General features: G+C 71.7%; 16 protein-coding genes. 4 read left to right on the top strand and 12 right to left on the bottom strand.

Going from position 1 to position 19,459, the window contains the following annotated elements:
- Window positions 1–235: 235 nt before the first annotated feature.
- Window positions 236–766, bottom strand: a complete 531-nt coding sequence (locus tag SANBI_RS17450; protein WP_319157318.1) for a hypothetical protein — start codon at window positions 764–766, stop codon at window positions 236–238.
- Window positions 767–1,070: 304 nt separating this feature from the next.
- Complete coding sequence (locus tag SANBI_RS17445) at window positions 1,071–1,586, bottom strand: MerR family transcriptional regulator (RefSeq protein ID WP_408669719.1); 516 nt, start codon at window positions 1,584–1,586, stop codon at window positions 1,071–1,073.
- Window positions 1,587–1,765: 179 nt separating this feature from the next.
- On the opposite strand from SANBI_RS17445, the gene SANBI_RS17440 reads away from it, so the two are divergent.
- Entirely contained in the window at window positions 1,766–3,295 is a 1,530-nt protein-coding gene (locus tag SANBI_RS17440) for a SulP family inorganic anion transporter (protein ID WP_373367342.1), read from the top strand.
- Window positions 3,296–3,391: 96 nt separating this feature from the next.
- Window positions 3,392–4,249: an SDR family oxidoreductase gene (locus tag SANBI_RS17435; RefSeq protein WP_319157316.1), complete on the top strand. Its 858-nt coding sequence runs from the start codon at window positions 3,392–3,394 to the stop codon at window positions 4,247–4,249.
- 57 nt (window positions 4,250–4,306) lie between these two features.
- Here the strand turns inward: SANBI_RS17435 and SANBI_RS17430 are convergent, their stop codons facing one another.
- From SANBI_RS17430 to SANBI_RS17395, 8 genes are all read right to left on the bottom strand, one after another.
- Entirely contained in the window at window positions 4,307–4,948 is a 642-nt protein-coding gene (locus SANBI_RS17430; RefSeq protein WP_319157314.1) for an MBL fold metallo-hydrolase, read from the bottom strand.
- A gap of 110 nt (window positions 4,949–5,058) precedes the next feature.
- The gene (locus SANBI_RS17425; RefSeq protein WP_319157312.1) at window positions 5,059–6,474 is read right to left on the bottom strand and encodes a D-arabinono-1,4-lactone oxidase; all 1,416 of its coding nucleotides are present in this window, start codon (window positions 6,472–6,474) and stop codon (window positions 5,059–5,061) included.
- Window positions 6,468–7,613 carry a hypothetical protein gene (locus tag SANBI_RS17420; RefSeq protein ID WP_319157310.1) on the bottom strand — a complete coding sequence of 382 codons (1,146 nt, stop codon included), beginning with the start codon at window positions 7,611–7,613 and terminating at the stop codon, window positions 6,468–6,470. The genes SANBI_RS17425 and SANBI_RS17420 overlap by 7 nt, the downstream gene beginning before the upstream one ends.
- Entirely contained in the window at window positions 7,606–8,625 is a 1,020-nt protein-coding gene (locus tag SANBI_RS17415) for a vWA domain-containing protein (RefSeq protein ID WP_319157308.1), read from the bottom strand. The genes SANBI_RS17420 and SANBI_RS17415 overlap by 8 nt, the downstream gene beginning before the upstream one ends.
- A complete protein-coding gene (locus tag SANBI_RS17410; RefSeq protein ID WP_319157306.1) occupies window positions 8,622–9,752 on the bottom strand; it encodes a VWA domain-containing protein in 1,131 nt (376 codons plus the stop codon). The genes SANBI_RS17415 and SANBI_RS17410 overlap by 4 nt, the downstream gene beginning before the upstream one ends.
- Window positions 9,746–10,228, bottom strand: coding sequence for a hypothetical protein (locus SANBI_RS17405; RefSeq protein ID WP_319157304.1), 483 nt, complete (start codon window positions 10,226–10,228; stop codon window positions 9,746–9,748). Before SANBI_RS17405 ends, SANBI_RS17410 begins: the two co-directional genes overlap by 7 nt.
- Complete coding sequence (locus SANBI_RS17400) at window positions 10,215–11,114, bottom strand: DUF58 domain-containing protein (protein ID WP_319157302.1); 900 nt, start codon at window positions 11,112–11,114, stop codon at window positions 10,215–10,217. The genes SANBI_RS17405 and SANBI_RS17400 overlap by 14 nt, the downstream gene beginning before the upstream one ends.
- An 8-nt stretch (window positions 11,115–11,122) precedes the next feature.
- A complete protein-coding gene (locus SANBI_RS17395) occupies window positions 11,123–12,121 on the bottom strand; it encodes an AAA family ATPase (RefSeq protein WP_056127146.1) in 999 nt (332 codons plus the stop codon).
- Window positions 12,122–12,316: 195 nt separating this feature from the next.
- Between SANBI_RS17395 and SANBI_RS17390 the strand changes: the two genes are divergently transcribed.
- Window positions 12,317–14,443: a bifunctional copper resistance protein CopD/cytochrome c oxidase assembly protein gene (locus tag SANBI_RS17390; protein ID WP_319157299.1), complete on the top strand. Its 2,127-nt coding sequence runs from the start codon at window positions 12,317–12,319 to the stop codon at window positions 14,441–14,443.
- 136 nt (window positions 14,444–14,579) lie between these two features.
- Here the strand turns inward: SANBI_RS17390 and SANBI_RS17385 are convergent, their stop codons facing one another.
- Together SANBI_RS17385 and SANBI_RS17380 are read right to left on the bottom strand one after the other, a co-directional pair.
- Complete coding sequence (locus SANBI_RS17385) at window positions 14,580–15,440, bottom strand: aminoglycoside phosphotransferase family protein (RefSeq protein WP_319157297.1); 861 nt, start codon at window positions 15,438–15,440, stop codon at window positions 14,580–14,582.
- A complete protein-coding gene (locus SANBI_RS17380) occupies window positions 15,437–17,170 on the bottom strand; it encodes a sensor histidine kinase (RefSeq protein ID WP_319157295.1) in 1,734 nt (577 codons plus the stop codon). The genes SANBI_RS17385 and SANBI_RS17380 overlap by 4 nt, the downstream gene beginning before the upstream one ends.
- Before the next feature lie 140 nt (window positions 17,171–17,310).
- On the opposite strand from SANBI_RS17380, the gene SANBI_RS17375 reads away from it, so the two are divergent.
- The gene (locus SANBI_RS17375) at window positions 17,311–19,401 is read left to right on the top strand and encodes a S9 family peptidase (RefSeq protein ID WP_319157293.1); all 2,091 of its coding nucleotides are present in this window, start codon (window positions 17,311–17,313) and stop codon (window positions 19,399–19,401) included.
- The last annotated feature ends 58 nt before the right edge of the window (window positions 19,402–19,459 follow it).

Raw genomic sequence — 19,459 nt, 5'->3', positions numbered from 1 at the left:
CGACGGGTCTGGCATGTGTGCCACGTCACAAGGCGGACGCAGGTGCGCGTCGCCAGTGTGCCCCGGGGTGGGGGTGAAGGGGAGGGAGGTGTCGTGGGGATCGGGAGCGGCGCGATCGGGCAGGTCAGCGACCAGGGGCAGACGGACGCCGACCGGGTGACGCGCCGTTGCGTGGTGCGAGTGGGGCGAGGGTCTCTGGCGAGATTTTCACCCGCTCGCCGGGTGGTCGTGCAGGCTACAGCGGGCCGAACTCGCGGGTCTCGTACGGTGCGTCCCACGTCCGGGACAGCTGGTCGAGGCTGGCGTGCAGGCGAGGGTTGCGCAGGATCGCGGCCCGGAAGTCGCGGACGGCGTGCTGGACGAACCAGGCCGGGACGGCGAAGACGCACAAGGCCTGGGCGACGATCAGTGCGTGGAGGGCGAGCGCTGCTGCCACGTCAGCGGCGCCCTCCTGGAAGGACGGCGCGGTCAGAGGCAGCGCGGCTGCGGAGAGCACCGCGCCGATCATCAGGCCGGCGCCGACACCCGACGAGACCGTCCCCGCTCCGCGGTAGGCGGCCAGCGAGTCTGACGGCACACCGCGCACTGTGCGACCGCGGAGCGTCGCGAAGCCGCAGAGCCCGAGGACTGCGGCCGCGAGCAGCAGCCACGGTGCCGGACCGCGGGTCTCGGTCAGGACTGCCAGGATCGCCCCGGCGACCAGGGCACCGGACGTCCCCAGGCAGACGGCGGCGAGACCGCGCATCATCCCGTAGTTCGACGCCATGGATCGCAGGACGGTGTCGGACGCACCGGGACTGGTGGGTCCTGGAGGGACGGCGAGCCACGCGTCGAGCGGCAACCGCCGGGCCGCGCTCGTTATCGGGTAGGCCCCTCGAGGTCGGCCCGGGCCCAGAGGGTTCTTCTGGGGTCTGCGCTGCATGCTGTTCTCTCTCTGAGCGTGCGGTCGTAGGAGTGGCTGAGGTCGTGGCGGCCGGACAGCTCGGTCGACTGCGGACTGCCTCCGTGCTGCGCAGCGGACCGCGTGCGCGCCTCGCTGCGGACGGCATGCGTGCTGCGCAGCGGTCCGCCTACGTGCCGCGCAGCAGCGCGATGAACTCGTCGGCCATGTCGAGCTTGCGGGCGAGCTCTGCGCGGCGCTCCTGGGCCGACTCGACGTAGGCGTCGAGCCGCGCGCGCAGCGAGCCGTGGGTGTCTGCGACGCTGTCGACGCCGTCGGCGTCTTCAGCACCGCTGGTGCTGGCGGCACTGCCGCTACTGCCGCTACTGCCGGCGCCGTCCGTGCCTCCTGCGCCGGCGCGGAGCCGGTCGACGACCTCGAGCAGGTCGGCCATCTCGTCGAGGCTGAAGCCGAGAGGCTTCATGCGGCGGATGACGAGGAGGCGTGCGAGGTCGTCGTCGGTATAGAGGCGGAAGCCGCCCTCCGAACGACCCGACGGCTTGAGCAGACCGGTCTCGTCGTAGTGCCGCAGGGTGCGCAGCGACATGCCGGTGCGCTCTGCGAGGGCGCCGATGTGCATCGTCGGCGTCGCCGTCCTCGCCGAGCCCTGCTCGTGCGCCGCGTCGTGTGCCTCGGGGGCGGTCATCAGTCGTCGTCTCCTTGCCGTCGCCCTCGCCGGGCGCCTGACAACTCTACCCTGACGTTAGGGTAGAGTCTCGTCGGTCGTCTGCCGACCACCCATCTTCCCTCGCTCGCCGCCCGCCCAGCGCCTGCCCACCAGCACCCGCCCCGTGCCCGCGCGCCCAGCACCCCGTGAGGACCCCCGTGCCAGATCTTCCTCAGCACCCCACCGCGCCCCGCCCTGCCGCGCCGCCCGAGGCGGACGCCGCGCACTCCGTCCGCGCCGCGCTGCGCTCGCCGCGCCGGCTGCGCACCGAGGTCCTCGGCGGGCTCGTCGTCGCGCTCGCGCTCATCCCCGAGGCCATCTCCTTCTCGATCATCGCGGGCGTGGACCCGCGGCTCGGGCTCTTCGCCTCCTTCACCATGGCCGTCTCGATCGCCTTCCTCGGTGGGCGCCCCGCGATGATCTCCGCGGCCACGGGCGCCGTGGCCCTCGTCATCGCCCCCGTGGCCCGGGAGCACGGGGTCGACTACCTCGTCGCGACAGTCATCCTCGCCGGGGTCGTCCAGGTGCTCTTCGCGGTCCTCGGCGTCGCACGGCTCATGCGCTTCATCCCACGCTCGGTCATGGTCGGCTTTGTCAACGCGCTCGCGATCCTCATCGTCATCGCGCAGGTGCCGCACCTCGTCGACGTCCCGCTGCTCGTCTACCCGCTCGTGCTCGCCGCGATCGCGATCCTCGTGCTGCTGCCCAGGCTCACGACAGCCGTGCCCGCGCCGCTCGTCACCATCGTGCTGCTGACAGCCGCGACGGTCGTCTTCGCCGTCCACGTCCCGACCGTCGGGGACGAGGGTGCGCTGCCCGACTCGCTGCCGACCCTCTTCCTGCCCGACGTCCCGCTGACACTCGAGACCCTGCGGATCATCGCCCCCTACGCGCTAGGGATGGCCGTCGTCGGGCTCCTCGAGTCGCTCATGACCGCCAAGCTCGTCGACGAGGTCACCGACACCCACTCCGACAAGACCCGCGAGGCGTGGGGCCAGGGCGCCGCGAACGTCATCACCGGGTTCTTCGGCGGCATCGGCGGCTGCGCGATGATCGGCCAGACCATGATCAACGTGAAGGCCTCCGGGGCGCGCACCCGCATCTCGACCTTCCTCGCCGGGGTGTTCCTGCTCGCGCTCGTGGTCGGCCTCGGCGACGTGGTCGCCGTGATCCCGATGGCCGCCCTCGTGGCGGTCATGGTGATGGTCTCGGTCGGCACCTTCGACTGGCACTCCGTGCGGCCTTCGACGCTGCGGCGCATGCCCAAGAGCGAGACCGCCGTCATGGTCGTCACCGTCGCGGTGGTCGTGGCCACGCACAACCTCGCGATCGGGGTGGTCACCGGGGTCCTCGTCGCGACGCTGCTGTTCGCCCGCCGGGTCGCCCACCTGACCGACGTGGTCGTCTCGGACGACCCCTCGGGTGCCCGCGTGTACACGGTGACCGGGGCGCTGTTCTTCGCGTCGTCCAACGACCTCGTGTCCAGGTTCGACTACGCCCGCGACCCGTCCGAGGTGGTCGTCGACCTCTCCGGCGCGCAGGTGTGGGACGCGTCGACGGTCGCGACCCTCGACGCGATCACCACCCGGTACGCCCGCCGCGGCACGACCGTGACGATCCGCGGGCTCGACGACGTCTCGGCAGCCCGGCACGCGCGGCTCACGGGGACGCTCGGCGGCGAGGGCTGAGCTGTGGCGGTGTGCCCACAGACGACGGTGTCCACCCGCGCACGCGTCCACACAGGCCGCCGTGCGAGGCTCCGGGCCTGCGCCTAGCGTGGACGCATGAGCGACGAGACCACACCCACGACCACAGACCTCCGGTGGCCCGGGGCCACCTCGGCCCTCGACCCCACCCCTGACCACGGCGAGACGTCCTACGTCGGTCACGGCCGGCTGAAGGGCAAGCGAGCCCTCATCACCGGCGGTGACTCCGGCATCGGCCGCGCCGTCGCCATCGCCTACGCCCGCGAGGGCGCGGACGTGGCGATCGGCCACCTGCCCGAAGAGCGTGACGACGCCGCGCAGACCCTCGCGCTGGTCGAGGCCGAAGGTGTCCGCGGCCTGGCCGTCGAGGTCGACGTCCGCACCCCCGCCGCCAACGACGCTCTCGTGCAGCAGGTCGTCCGCGAGCTCGGCGGGATCGACCTGCTCGTGGCGAACGCGGCGTACCAGATGGCTCAGCCCGGTGGGCTCGAGGACTACTCGCCCGAGCAGGTGCGCCGCGTCTACGAGACGAACGTCTTCGGGACGCTGTGGCTGATCCAGGCGGCCAGGCCGCACCTGGAGAGCGGTGCGTCGATCATCGTCACCACCTCCATCCAGGCGTACCAGCCCTCGGAGGCGCTCCTCGACTACGCCTCGACCAAGGCCGCGCTCAACAACCTCGTGGTCAACCTCGCGGGCGACCTCGGGCCTGAGGGCATCCGCGTCAACGCCGTGGCGCCAGGACCGATCTGGACGCCGCTGATCCCCTCGACCATGCCCGAGGAGAAGGTCAAGACCTTCGGTCAGGACACCCCGCTCGGCCGCATGGGCCAGCCGGGCGAGCTCGCCGGGGCGTACGTGTTCCTCGCCTCGCCCGACGCGAGCTACGTGTCCGGCACGGTCATCGGCGTGACCGGCGGGAAGCCTGTGTTCTGAGCAGAGCCGACTCCACAGTCGACCCGCGCGGGTGCTCCCCGCGCGGGTCGACTGCTGCTACGGCAGCCTGACCGTCTCGCCCGAGGCGAGCACCAGGTGCTGCGCCCCGGTGCCAGGGCCACCGGCGCCGAGCATCCGGTTGACCAGGCCGAGTCCGCGGTCGTTGAGCGCGCCGTCGTGGACCGATACCGTCCGGACCGGGCTCACTGCCCGCACCCAGTCGATGATCTCCTGCAGCTTGGACCACGGCGCGTGGGCCGGGGTCAGCAGCGTCTCGACCGGGCGGCCGGGCATGGTGAAGGCGTCGCCCGGGTGGAACACCGTGCCGTCGACCACGAAGCCGACGTTCTGCATGCGCGGGACGTCGGGGTGGATCACCGCGTGCCACTCGCCGACAGCGGTGACGTCGAAGCCGGCCGCGGTGAACGTGTCACCGTCGGTGACAGCCGTGACCCGTCCGTCCCGGTCGCCGAGGACTTCTGCGACCGCAGCCGTCGTCCACACCCGCAGCTCGGGGTTCTGCGCCCACGCGGCGTCGAGGGCCTCGACGCTCAGGTGGTCAGGGTGCTCGTGCGTCACGAGCACAGCCTCGGCGTCGCCGATCACGCCGTCCTCGGTGAAGGCCCCGGGGTCGATGACGAGCCTGCGCCCGTCCTTGCTCAGCGCCACGCAGGCGTGGCCGTACTTCGTCAGATCCATGCCAGCCACGCTACGTCGCGGGCTGGGGCTCGGCACGCTGTGCCAGGCGCGGCTGGCTGCCTGGTCCGGATGCCCCGGCGCCCGGGTACGTGCCGAGAACCCCAAGCCGTCTAGCCGAGCACCCGGTCCAGGTAGTCGTTGCGCAGCACACCCTCGGGGTCGAGACGGGCCGCGAGGGCACGGAGCTCGGGCAGCCGCGGGTACAGCTCGGCCAGACGTGCCGCGTCTGTCGTGAAGAGCTTGCCCCAGTGCGGGCGGGCGTCGAAGGGCGCGAGCGCGGCCTCGATCACCGGGAGCAGCGCCTCGACCTCGGGCTGGCGCTGCAACCACGTGAAGTGGATGCCGACGGAGTCCTGCGCGCCGCTCGGGCTGAGCCAGAAGCCGTCGGCCGCCATCGTGCGGATCTCGGTCACCTGGAGCAGCGGCACGATCTGCTCGCGCAGGGCACGCACCGCCGCGACTGCCGCCACGGCGTGCTCGCGCGGGACGATGTACTCGCTCTGGAGCTCGTCACCGTTGCTCGGGGTGAAGTCCATCTTGAAGTGGGCCAGACGCTCGTGCGCCGGGCCGGCCACACCGAGCTGCTCGGTGCAGCTCTCGGCCGAGATCCCCGGCAGCGGGTGGAGCGGCACGGGGGAGCGGCGGGCTCCGTGGAAGTCTTCGCCGAGGGCCAGCGCACCCCCCGGACGGGTCCCGATCTCGTCGACGCGGCTCTTGAGCCACACCTGGTCCATCGCGTTGTCGCGCCACGTGGTGAAGACGCTCACCGAGTACGCGGCGCCGAGCACGGCGTCCGCGTCACGCTCGAAGGACTCCCACGGGAGGTCGACGAACACGTCCTGGCGGACGTCGAAGGTCGGCTCGACCGCGAGGGTCACGCGGGTGACGATGCCGAGCGCACCGAGGTGCACGACGGCCGCGTCGAAGGGCAGGGGGGCGCTGTCGACGTCGGCATCGAGCTCAGCGGCGCCGGCCGAGCCTGCGGCTGCGCCCGAGCCTGCGTCCCCGGAGGTCTCCGCAGCACCGTCGCCGCGCCGGACCGTCAGGACCTCGCCCGTCGCGGTGACGATCTCGAGGGCGACGACGGCCCCGCCGAGGCCCTGGTTGGTCACGCCCGAGCCGTGGGTCGCGGTCGCGATCGCCCCGGCGACGCTGATGTGCGGCAGGGACGCGAGGTTGGGCATCGCATAGCCGTGCGCGTAGAGCGCCGTCGCGAGGTCACCGTAGCGGGCGCCGCCCGAGACCGTCACCGTGGTCGCCCCGTCGGCGTCGGTGTCGACTGTCAGCGTGCTCGCGTCCACAGGCTCGAAGCTCTCGAGGCTCAGGTGCGTCCCTGTCGTGTCCGCGATGTCGTTGAAGCAGTGCCGCGACCCGACAGCCCGCACGGGGCCGCCGGCCGTGACGGCCTCGCGCACCTCCTCGAGGGTCGTCGGCCGGAGCAGCCGGGCTGCCCTGTACTCGAGGTTCCCCGCCCAGTTGGAGCGGATGGTCGTCGGTGTGCTCACGTCATCGGTCACGCTCACCATTGTGGCGTACCTCCGTCGAAGGGCTCGCCGTCGTCCGTGTATCCCTCCTGCTGCTGCTTGTCGAGCTCGGCGTCCTTCGCGCGCTCCTGGAGCTCTTCCTGGCGCTCCTGCTCGGCGGGGTCCGGCGGGGGCGGCTCGCCCTCCTCGCCCTCCGGGGGCGGGTCGGTCTGGTCGTCCTCGCCGCCACCACCCTGCGGGGGCGGCGGGTTCTCGAGGGCCTCGCGCTTCTCGCGAGCCTCGGTCTCCCGGCCCGTCGCACGCTCGCGCGACTCGTCCACGTCGGGGCACCCGCCCTCGATCCGCACGGCGTTGGCCGTCCTGTACAGCTCTTCGGCCTCGAGGTACGTGGCGATCGCGTCGAGACGGAAGGGCTCGGGGTCGGGGGCGGCCGACCCGTCGGTCGGACCGTCAGGACCGAGGGCGTCGAGTGCTTCCTGCTCTTCCTTCATCTCCTCCACGAGCGCGTCGGCGTCGGTGTGCTTGCCCTCGGCGCGCGTCTCGTGCAGGACGGCGAGGTTGGTCCGCACCAGGCAGGCCGGCAGCTCGCGCAGCTCGGCGTCCGAGTACGGAGTGAGGTCCTCGGGCATCGCGGGGGCCTCGGACAGCGCCTGGTCGAGGAGCGTCTCGGCAGGGTCGAGGTCTCCGGCGGCCAGCAGCGAGGTGCCCTCGTTGAAGGACACCTTCCACTGCTCGGCCACGTCCCACGTCTGCAGGCGGTGGTAGTCCGCGGCAGCCTCGACGTAGCCCTGCTCGTCGAAGCTGTCCTTCGCGCCGTTGGCGATGACCGGCACGGACAGCGCCTTGCCGACGACCACGAGGGCCACGACCATCAGCGGCGAGGACCACAGCAGCAGGTTCCGGCGTCGGCGCAGCCGGGCACGACGTGCCTGCAGGCTCGCGTCGGCAGCCTCGCGGGCGGCACGCTCGGCGGCCTGGTGCGCGAGGTGGTCGCGGGCCGTCGCGGCCTCGGCTGCGGACGTCGTGGGCGCACCGGTTCCCTGGGGCCTGGCGGCACCCCCGCGCGCAGACCGCCTGGAGGCGTGGGTCGGGAGGTCGGGCTCCGTCTTCGTGCGCTTGATGCCTGTGGCAGGCCAGTCGGGGTGCTGGGGTGCCTGCTCAGGTCCTGTGCTCTCAGCCATGCGTCAGCCCCACCTTTCGTCCGATGCGCCGTCCAGACCCCCACACCTCGAGGCCGAGCAGCAGGGTGAGAACGACCGCGAAGGGCCACAGCAGGGGCTGGTAGGACGTCACGGCCCGGCGCCCGTCGGTCGCGATGACGTCGGGGTCGATCCCGGCGGTCACCTCGGTCGTCGGGCCAGGAGCCGTGCGGTGCAGGTACGGGACACCGAGCTCGTCGGCGACAGCCTGGAGCTCGGCCGGGTCGAGCTTGGAGATCCCCGGGGACCCTGTCGCGTAGTCGACGATGTAGTCGCCCTCTTCGATGTCGCCGTCGCCCGAGAAGTCGAGCGACCGCATCTGGCCGCCCTCCTCGGTGCCGTAGCCGAAGACGGCGCCGCCGTCGACGAGCGGGGCGAGGTCGGCGTAGGAGGCGCGCTGGCCCTTGGCGGTGTTCTCGCCGTCGCTGAGGAAGAACACCAGCCGCACGTTCGCGGGCCGCTGCTCGACCGAGCCCTGGAGCGCGCGACCGAGCTCGTCGAGCGGGCGGTCCACGAGGGACCCGCGCGACCTGTACGTGAGCTCCCGGTCGGTCGTCTCGGTCCAGGACCTCACCGCGCGGGTGTCTGTCGTGAGCGGTAGCTGACGGGTCGCCTGGGAGTCGAAGGAGATGATCGAGTAGCGGGCGCCGGGGATCTCGTCGACGACGCTGAGGATGTCGGCCTTCGCGCCGTCGAGGCGCTTGGTCTGGCCGTCGTAGTCCTCGGCGGCCATGGACCCTGTGCGGTCCACGACGAAGAACACGTCGACGGCCGCGGCCGCGGAGTCCGTCGAGGTGCGCGGGACGCTCGGGCCGAGGCCCATGACGCCGACCACGAGCACGAGGAAGAACCTCACGGTCCACGCGGCGGCCTGGGCGCGGCCCGTCGACGACCCGGCACGCAGACCGCGCACGGCGAGGACCGCCGTGACGACGAGCAGCGGCAGGACCACGACGAGGAGGACAGCGACGGGCAGGAGCGGGTGCAGGCTCATTCGCGCAACCTCCACTGGACGAGGACGAGCAGGGTCACACCGACGAGCGCGACCCAGAGCCACGGCCCGGCCTTGTCCGCCTGCGAGATCTCGGGGGCGGCGTCGAGGTCGACGGCCTGCTGGGACTGGACGTCGGCGACCATCGCCTCGACGGCGCGCGGGTCGTCGCTGAAGAAGTACATCCCGCCGGCGCCCTCGAGGGCCTCTCCGTACTCCTTGGCACGAGGGCTGTCCGCGGACTCGCCCTCGGCCGCCCCGTACAGGCCGTTGACCGTCACGTCACGCGAGCTCGCGAGGTCAACAGCCTGCTGGAGGGTGTAGATCGGCGTGCCGAGCAGGTCGTTGTCGGTGGCCAGGATGATCGACCTGGACCGCTCGGAGTCGCCCTGGTCGAACAGCAGCGAGCAGTTCGCGAGGCCGTCGCCGATGAGCGACGAGCCCTCCATGCTGCCCAGGGTCCCCGCGGTCAGCCGCAGGTACCTGTCGACGAGCTCCATGTCGTCGGACTCCAGCAGCCGCGGGTCGAGGGCTGCCTTGGCCTCTTCGAGCTGCTCGCGGACGAGCGTGTAGTCGTCGGTCAGCGGGAAGACGGTCCGCGACGTCGAGTTGAAGATCGACAGGGCGATCCGCTCACCCTCGAAGCTGTCGACCAGCTCGGAGAACACGTCGACCACCTGCTGGTCGTACTCGATCATCGAGCCCGACACGTCGAGGCACAGCACGATGTCGCGGGTGGCGAGCTTGCCCTGGCTCGTCGTGATGTCGACGGGCCGCGCCGCGAGGAACCCTGCGGCGACCGCCGCGACGAGGACCGCACCGACGCCTGCCCACTGGAGCGCCCTGTAGCGGCGCACCCACGACGTCATCTGCGGGATGTGCTCCACGTAGCCGGAGTTCGCGACCCAGACGGCCTCTTCGTCCTTGACCGGGTGGGGACGGTGCGTGAGGTACCAGGCGACCACGCCGACCACCACGACGACGACGACCACGACGGGGACCACCCAGGGCCACACGATCGACGAGGTGACCGACTCGGCGGCGAGGTCCTGGGGCGCGGCGACGAGGCCAGCGACCGTCTGCGCTGCTGCGACCAGCCCGTCTGCGAGCATGCCCTCTGCGTTCACCACGTCGTGATCACCGTCCTCGCTCCGTCGATGCTCTCCACGCCCGTGGCCGTGGTGGCCTCGGAGAACGCGGGCTGGTAGTAGTACGCGATGAGGGTCGCCAGGCTCCCCGCACCCGTGAGCCGCTCGATGTCGGTCAGGGTCATGACCGTCGTGTCGACACCCCGCCGCTTCCCGGCGAAGCCGCGCACGATCGTGCTCAGGCGCAGGTGCAGCTCACGGACGTCGATCTCCCCGGCGTGGAAGGCGCGGCTCGCCTCGTCCACCTGCGAGAGGTACGTGGTCCGCAGGTCGCGGAAGGGGTCGGCGCCGGGGGACAGGACCGTGCTCGGGTCCTGCGGCTGCGGGGTCGGCGGGCGGTGCCGGGTGAGCACGAGGACGACGATCACCCAGGCGGCGAGGAGGGCGATGACGAGCACACCGGTGATCGCCCACCACGGGCTGAAGTCCTGGGGCCCGACGAGGTCATCGATCGGCACGCTTCTGCCTCCCCAGCAGGTCGATGAGCTGGACGACCGCGTGGTCGGAGCCCGTGGCGGTCATCCCGTGGATCTGCTGGCGGCGCAGCAGCTCGGCGACCATGTCGCGCCGCGCCCGTACCACCTGCTCGCCCGAGGCCTGGAGCGCCCGACGGCGCTGCAGGAAAGGGGGGAGCTGGAGGTCGGCGTCGACGTCGCGGACAGGCTTGCTCGTCGCGCCTCCGGTGAGGGTGAGCGCAGAGGCGTCGGCCACCGCGAGCACCATCACCTCATGCCGCACCCGCAGCTGGCGGAGCAGCTGCTCGTGCCCGGGCTCGGGCCGCGCCTCGTCGGTGATGACGAGCATGAGCGACCGGCGCTGGAAGGCGTTCATCGCCCGCTCGAGCGGCCTGTTGAGGTCGCTCGGCGGTGCGTCCACGTCGTAGGCGCCCGCGAGGACGTGCAGCATGAGCTCGAGCTCTTGCGTGCTCGAGCGCGGGGGCCGCTGGACCAGACGCTCGGCGTCGCCCGCGACGAGCGCGACCCTGTCCCCGCGGTCGCGCGCCAGGTACGCGACGAGGGAGGCCATGAACACGGCGACCTCGGACTTCTCCTCGCCGCCCGCAGCCAGCGCAGCCATGTTGCGGCCCGTGTCCGCGACGATCACCAGGTTGAGGTTGGACTGCCGCGCGAAGCGCCGGATCACCGGGATGCCCGCGCGGGCGCTCGACTTCCAGTCGATGTCGCCGACGTCGTCCCCCGGGGTGTAGAGCGAGAGATCGTCGAAGTCCTGCCCATGCCCCTTGAGGATCGAGCGGTGGCGTCCCTCGAGCAGCCCTGACGCACGGCGTGCGAGCGGGAGGTCGAGCCTCGCCCTGACCTGCGCGAGCCGTGAGGTGGAGTCCATGAGGGGGCCTACGGGGTCGGGACTGCGTCGAAGATCGCGTCGATGAGCTGCTCCGGCTGCACGTTGTTCGCGAGGGCGTCGAAGGTGCGGACCAGCCGGTGGCGCAGGACAGCGTGCCGGGTTGCCTTGACGTCGTCCGGGATGACAAAGCTGCGGCCCGACTGGATCGCGAGCGCCTGTGCGACGCGCATGAGCGCGATGCTGCCGCGAGGGCTCGCGCCGACCCGCACGTGGGCCGCGAGCCCAGGGACCGGGCGCGGACCGCCGCAGCGGCTCGTGTTGATGACGTCGACGATGTAGCGCTTGATCGAGGTGTCGACGTACACGTCGTCGACGAGGCCCTGCAAGAACCTCACGTCGTCGAGCGAGACCGGCTCGGCCGTGATCGGTGCGCTCTGACGGCCCGACGCGACCCGCTCGAGGATCTCGACCTCGTGCGACGCCGCGGGGTAGGTGAGGACCTCCTTGACGAGGAACCTGTCCATCTGCGCCTCGGGGAGGACGTAGGTGCCTTCCTCCTCGATCGGGTTCTGCGTCGCGAGCACCATGAAGGGGTCGGGCAGCTTGTACTCGACGCCGCCGATCGAGGTCTGGCGCTCCTGCATCGCCTCGAGCATCGCGGACTGCGTCTTCGCGCTCGACCTGTTGATCTCGTCGAGCAGCACGAGGTTCGCGTGGACGGGCCCGAGCTGTGTGGTGAAGGAGCCCTCGCCGTAGTTGTAGATCTGCGTGCCGACGATGTCGTTCGGCATGAGGTCCGGCGTGCACTGGATGCGGTGGAAGCTGCCGCCGACCGACGCCGCGAGGGTCTCGGCCGCCGTCGTCTTCGCCAGGCCCGGCACAGACTCGAGCAAGATGTGCCCGCCCGTGATGAGCGTGCTGACGAGCGCCGTGCGCAGCGACTCCTGCCCGACGACCTTCTGGTCGAAGACCGTCGCGACCCTGTGCAGCAGGGTCGAGGCCTTGTCGAGGTCAGCGGGGGTGATGCCGCCTTCACCTGCACTCATGGGGTGACGCCTTTCGTCGGGAGCGGCCTTCAGTATGCCAGCGGGAGGTGCTCTGGGCGGGTCCGCGCGATGGACCGCGCTCCCCATGCTCAGGTACCCATAGGAGCACCGCGAACCCTGTGCAGGAGCGTCCTCGTCCACAGCACCGGCTCCCGCCGGTCCGCCGCTCTCAGCCGCCCGAACTACCCTGGGGACGTGACCGCAGGACAGCAGGACCGCACCCGGGCGCAGCGCCCCTCCACCCACCGCCCGAGCTCCTCGCGCGGTGCGCAGGACGCTGCCCAGGTGGTCCCCGCCGCCCCCAGGTCGCTGACCTGGACCCTTCCCCTCGCCGTGCTCGTCGCGATCGTCGCCCTCGCCCTCGGCGGGGTGTTCTCCGCGGCCTTCGCCTCACAGCTCTTGCAGGACCCCGGGCCCGTCGTCCGGTGGGGCCTGCCGCTCACCACGGTCCTCACCGAGCTGTCGCTCGCGGTGACCCTCGGGTCGTTGATGCTCGCGGTCTTCGTGGTGCGACCAGGCCGCGCGCTCGACACCGCGCTGAGCACGGCCGGGGCCGCAGCAGGCGTGTGGGCGGTCTGCGCCCTCGCCCGCGTGGTGCTCACAGGTGCCAACACCGTCGGCCTGACGCTCTCCGCCGAGGGCTTCGGCGAACAGCTCGGCGTGTACCTCACGCAGATCCCCTCCGGGCGGGCGCTGCTCGCGATCGCGCTGATCGTCGCGGTCGTCGCGGTCCTCGCGCTGCTCGTCACCACACCGACAGGCGCTGCCTGGACCCTCGTGCTCGCCCTCGTGCCGCTCGTCATCCAGTCGCTCATGGGGCACGCCTCGGGCTCGACCAGCCACGAGCTGGCCGTGTCCTCGATGTTCATGCACCTCGTCGGGGCCGGTCTGTGGATCGGCATGCTCGCCTCGATCGCGCTGCTGCGGGTGCGCCGGGCTCTCGACGGCGAGGCGCTCGCAGTCACCGTCTCGAGGTTCTCGCCCGTCGCGTCCTGGTGCTTCGTGCTCGTCGCTCTCTCCGGCCTCGTCAACGCCGCGGTGCGGCTCGGTGGGGTCTCGGGGCTGAGCACCGACTACGGGGTCCTGGTCCTGACCAAGACCGCCCTGTTCCTGGTGCTCGGCGGGTTTGGGTGGGCGCACAGGCAGTGGGTCGTCGGGCGCCTCGGTGCTGTCACGGCCGTCGGCGCGACAGCGACCACGGCTGCCCGCGCGGCCGACACCACCCCTGCCTCACCGAAGACCACGGGTCTCTTCTGGCGCCTGGCTTCCGCCGAGCTGCTCGTCATGGGCACCGTGAGCGGTGTCGCCGTGGCTCTCGGTGGCACCAACCCGCCCGACGACAACGCCCCGCCGACCGACCCCAGCCCCGCCTACCTCATCACCGGGCACGAGCTCCCGCCCGAGCCCACCGTCGCGCGCTGGTTCACCGAGTGGCGCTGGGACGTGCTGCTCGGCTTCGCGTGCGTCGCCGGGCTGGTCGTCTACCTGCGCTGGGTCTTGCGGCTGCGCAGGCGCGGCGACGCGTGGTCGGTCTGGCGCACCCTCTCGTGGGTGGTCGGCATGCTCGTCATGTTCTGGGTGACCAACGGCGGGCCCGTCGTCTACGGCGCGGTCCTGTTCAGCGCCCACATGCTCCAGCACATGGTCCTGGCGATGGTCGTGCCGATCTTCTTGGTGAGCGCCGCTCCCATGACGCTCGCGCTCCGCGCGCTGCCGGCCCGCAAGGACGGCACCCGTGGCCCCCGCGAGTGGCTGCTGATCATCATCCACTCGCACTACGGCCGGTTCTTCGCGCACCCGATCGTGGCCGCGCTGAACTTCGCGGGGTCGATGGTGATCTTCTACTACACACCGGCCTTCGAGTACGCGCTGTCGACCCACATCGGGCACATCCTCATGACCGTGCACTTCACGATGGCCGGCTACTTCTTCGCGAACGCGCTGATCGGCATCGACCCGGGGCCCTCGCGCCCGCCGCACGCGCAGCGGCTCCTGCTGCTGCTCGCGACCATGGCCTTCCACGCCTTCTTCGGCGTGACGCTCATGAGCGGCGAGATCCTCATGGTCCCCGAGTGGTTCGGCCTCATGGGGCGCCCGTGGGGCGAGAGCGCGATCGCCGACCAGCAGACCGGCGGTGGCATCGCGTGGGGCGTCGGCGAGATCCCGACAGTCCTGCTCGCGGTCTTCGTCGCGCTGTCGTGGTCGCGCGACGACGACCGCGTCGCCAAGCGCCGCGACCGCAAGGTCGACCGTGACGGCGACGTCGAGATGGACGAGTACAACCAGATGCTCGCCAAGCTCGCGGACCGCGACGGGCGCTGACGCAGGCGGAGGCTCACGAGGACGAGGACGAGGACGAGGATCAGGACTGGGACGATGACCAGGCCCGGGACCAGGCCTGGGGCCAGCAGCAAGTCTGGGCCAGGCGGCCTCTCGGCGGACTGATGGCACGAACCTCTCAGCCGTCTCGCAGCAGCCGTTCGGCGGCGCGACCGACCGTGAGGACCGCCGTGGCGCTCGGGCTCGGTCCGTGGAGCCCGGTCCCCTCGCCCGTGTGCCAGACGTACGACAGCCCCGTCCATGCGACCACCCAGCGCAGCAGGCGGTCGCGGTCCAGGTCAGCGGCGGCGCTGATCACCTCGACCTGACGCTGGAGCCGCCCAGGGCTCACCGCGACCTGGGGCGTCGGGTTGCAGAAGATGTTGGCGTAGTCGAAGCCGCGTTCGCCGACGAGCCCCTTGGGGTCGATCACGCGCCACTGCGCGGACTGCACGGTCCCGACGTCCAGGACGTTGCCGTGGTGCAGGTCGCCGTGGAGGACGGTCTCGTCCCACGGGTCGGCCAGCAGCTCCCGCGCGGTGGCCGCGCTGCGGTGGAGGAAGCCCCGCATCGTGTCCTCGACAGCCAGCAGGTCGCGGAACCATCGGTCGAGGGGGACGACACCCGGTGGGCGGTCCGGCTCGGACGCGTCCACGGCGTGCAGGGTGCGGGCGACCTCGCACAGCACCTCGGTCGCGTGCTGGTCCTCGCGCTCCCACCCGGGCGTGCCGAGACCCGTCGCCACGGGGATCGCGAGCGACCTCGGGCCGACGGCGCGCTCGAGCAGCACGGCGGTGTCGTCGTGCTCGAGGACGCGCACAGCGCCCCGGCCCGCCCACCAGGCCATGACCCCGCCGCCCCGCCGCTCTTCGTCGACGCGGGCGACCTTGAGCATCGCGCGCTCGTCACCGCGGCGGACGGGCATGAGCACGCTCGACGGGGTCTCGACAGGCCGCCCGTCCTGGACCAGACCCCACAGGTCGAGATACGTGGCACTCACCCCGCCTGCGGGGGAGCTGCGAGCGGGAGCCGCACCTCGAAGGTGCTGCCCCGTCCGAGCGTCGAGTCGACGACGATCGTCCCGCCGTGCCCTTCCACGATCGCCTTGCAGATGACGAGCCCGAGCCCGACACCCGGGATCGCAGCCCTGCGCGCCGACTCTGCGCGGAAGAACTTCGCGAACAGCGATCTCACGTCGCTCTCGCTCATGCCGATCCCGGTGTCCCGGACGCGCAAGGACGTGTGGTCGCTGTGGGCGGTCACGTCGATCTCGACGGTCCCGCCACGGGGCGTGTACTTGAGGGCGTTCGAGAACAGGTTGTCCAGGACCTGGGTGATCCGTGCCCTGTCGAGCAGCTGCTCGGGCGTGGGCCGGACGTCGACGCGCAGCGCGACCCCGCGGGCCCGCGCCCTGTCGGCCACACCGTCGACCGACTGCTGGGTGATCTCGTCGAGCCGGCCGGCCGTCATGCGCAGCGCGAGGGTGCCCGAGGCGTGCTGGGCCGTGGTGAGCAGGTCGGAGACGAGGGCGAGCAGCCGCGAGGCGTTGCGGGCCACCACCTCGATCTGCCCGTGGACCTCGTCGGGCAGGTCGTACTCCCCGTCGTCGTGCCCCTCCTCGATGAGCTCCAGGTACCCGATGATCGAGGTCAGCGGCGTGCGGAGCTCGTGGGAGACGGTCGAGACGAAGTCGTCCTTGACCTGCATGGCCGACACCAGGTCGGTGATGTCGGTGTTGGCGACCACGGCACCCCAGACCTCTCCGGCCCCGTCGAAGATCGCCTGCGAGGTGGCGAGCAGCGCCCGCTGCGTCGACCTCTCGTGCCCGAACCACAAGAAGGCGGCCGTCACCATCTCGCCCTCGCGTGCTAGGGCTGAGGGCATCTGCTCGGGCGGGACCAGGGTGGTGCGGTCCGAGTCGTAGACGGCCCAGGAGCCGTCCGGGGTCTGGGGCCGGGCGAGCTCCATGAGCTCTTGCTGCCTGCGGTTCGTGATGAGCACACCACCCTCGGCGTCGACGACCAGCACGCCTGTGTCGATGGTGTTGAGGACGGTCTCGAGCAGCAGCGAGGTCGTCTGGCTCGACCGGAGCGTCTCGGTCAACCGGGCACGCTCCTGCTCGAGCAGGTCTTCCTGCCTGTAGCGGTACTCGGTGAGCAGGGCCGCGACCCCCGCGACCGCCCCGACGATGAAGGGCAGCACGAAGGTGTGCAGCCAGAAGCTCAGGTCGAGGGCCGCACCGTCGACCACGTCCGGCACGACCACCACGGCGAGGGTAGAGAGCACCGCGGCGGCGACCCCGGGCCACAGGCGTTCGAAGGCCAGCCAGAGCGAGGGGAACAGGACGAGCACCTCGAGGACGGAGTACTGCAGACCCGGGGCGAAGGACAGCAGCGCGACGACCACGAAGTCCGCCCCTGCGACCAGTGCCAGCCCGAGGGTCGTGTCGGGCAGCCACGGCGAGAAGGCACTGGCGCTCGCGACTGCCGCGAGGACCAGCCCGGCGACGAAGGTCCCGCTGACGAAGAGGTCGCGGTCGAAGGCGAAGACCAGCGCGGCGACCACCACGACTGCTACGGCGAACCCCGACTGGTACGCCGCCGTCGTCCGGCGGCGGTCGACGCCGACTGCGGTGTCGAGACGCGCCGCGAGCCCCGAGAGTCGTGGCGCAGAGGCCGTCTGCGGCGCTGACCTCGCCCGTACGTCGTCGTGCGTGCTGCCAACCGTCACGCTGCCCCCTGGTGAGCGCTTGGCGAGCCCCTGGTGAGGTTCTGTCCTCGGAGTGTAGGACGTGACGGGCATCCCAGCCAGGTGTGACGCGGGCGACAATTCACAGCCCCCTCGGGCGGCCTCCGTGATAGGAACGACGGGTGACCACACACGACGCTCACCACGCACCGGACCAGCCCGCCCCGTTCACGGACCTCGACCAGTACGTCGCCCTGCCGCGCGTCGGCGGCCTCGTGCTCTCCCACGACGGCACGCGCCTCGTCACCTCGGTGTCGACGCTCTCGACCGACAGCACCGCGTACACGACAGCGCTCTGGGAGGTCGACCCCAGCGGGCAGCAGCCCGCCCGTCGCCTGACCCGTTCCGCGAAGGGCGAGGGCGGTGCGATCTTCACCCCCTCGGGCGACCTGCTCTTCACCTCCGGCCGGCCCGACCCGCAGTCCGACGACGACGCGACGACAGCCCTCTGGCTGCTGCCCGCCACGGGCGGTGAGGCTCGGGTCGTCGCCTCCCGCGCCGGCGGTGTGGGCAGCCCGCTGACCGCGCGCGACGCGTCGACCGTCGTGCTCACCGGAGGTGTCCTGCCGTCGGCCCGCGACGAAGAGCACGACGCCGAGCTGCGCGCCGACCGTTCCAAGAAGAAGGTGTCGGCGATCCTGCACACCGGGTACCCGGTCCGGCACTGGGACCACGACCTCGGTCCCTCCGACCCGCACCTCTTCGCCGCAGACCTCGCCGAGCTCGACGGCGCTGCCGCTCCCGCGGACCCGCGGCTCTCGCTCCGCGACCTCACCCACGACGTCAAGACCGCGCTGCGCGAGACCTCCGCGGTGCTCTCGCCCGACGGCACGACTGTCGTCACCACCATCAACGTCCCCGAGCCGCGCGGCGCCGAGCGCACGGTCCTCGCCGCCGTCGACGTCGCCACCGGCAGCCGCCGCGTCCTCGTCGACGACGGAGCCTCCGAGGCGCACGGGCCGAAGGTCTCGCCCGACAACCGCACGGTGGCCTTCGTCCAGCAGAGCCGCAGCTCCGGGCACGAGGCGCCGCGCGTCACGCTCGCCCTCGTCGACCTCGCCGGGGGCGACGTCCGCCCGCTCGCGACGGGGTGGGACCGCTGGCCCGGGTCGGTCACCTGGCTGCCTGACGGCAGCGGGCTGCTCGTCACGGCCGACTCCGACGGCCGCGGCCCGGTGTTCCACGTGACCCTCGACGGGACCGTCACCCAGGTCACCGCCGACGACGCGACCTTCACCGACGTCCAGGTGTCCCCGGACGGCCAGACCGTCTATGCGCTGCGCGTCAGCTACCTCGAGCCGTCGACCCCCGTGTCGATCGACCTCGGCGCGGCCCTGTCGAGCGGTGCACCCGTCACCTCCGTGACGCTCCAGGGCCCGACGACGGCCCCGGCGCTGCCCGGGACGCTCACCGAGGTCGAGACGACCGTCGACGACGGCTCGCGCGTCCGGGCCTTCCTCGCGCTGCCCGAGGGCGCCGGGCCCGACAGCCCCGCACCTCTCGTCCTGTGGATCCACGGCGGCCCGCTCAACTCGTGGAACGCGTGGAGCTGGCGCTGGAACCCGTGGATCCTCGTCGCCCAGGGCTACGCGGTCCTGCTGCCCGACCCCGCCCTGTCGACGGGCTACGGGCAGGACTTCATCCAGCGCGGGTGGGGCGCCTGGGGCGCCGCGCCGTACACGGACCTCATGGCGATCACCGACGTCGCCGAGGCCCGCGACGACATCGACGAGACCCGCACGGCCGCGATGGGCGGGTCCTTCGGCGGGTACATGGCCAACTGGGTCGCCGGGCACACCGACAGGTTCAAGGCGATCGTCACCCACGCGAGCCTGTGGGCCCTCGACCAGTTCGGCCCCACGACAGACCACGCCTTCTACTGGGAGCGGGAGATGACGCAGGAGATGGCACGCGAGAACTCCCCGCACCTCTCGGTCGACAAGATCGTCACGCCCATGCTCGTGATCCACGGGGACAAGGACTACCGCGTGCCCATCGGCGAGGGCCTGCGCCTCTGGTACGAGCTCCTCGCGAAGTCCGGGCTGCCCGCCGACGAGAACGGCGAGTCCGAGCACAGGTTCCTGTACTTCCCCGACGAGAACCACTGGGTGCTCACGCCCCAGAACGCCATCGTCTGGTACGAGGTCGTGCTGGCCTTCCTCGCCGAGAAGGTGCTGGGCGAGCAGCGCGAGCTGCCGTCGACGCTGGGGTGAGGGTGGCTCTCGTGGGATGACCTAGGGCGGCATCAGAGGGAGGGGGGCGGTGGGACCG

This window comes from Sanguibacter biliveldensis, assembly GCF_033798665.1.
Lineage (GTDB): Bacteria > Actinomycetota > Actinomycetes > Actinomycetales > Cellulomonadaceae > Sanguibacter > Sanguibacter inulinus.
Note: the sequence above shows the minus strand (reverse complement) of the source record. Positions and strands in the feature narration are given on the sequence as shown.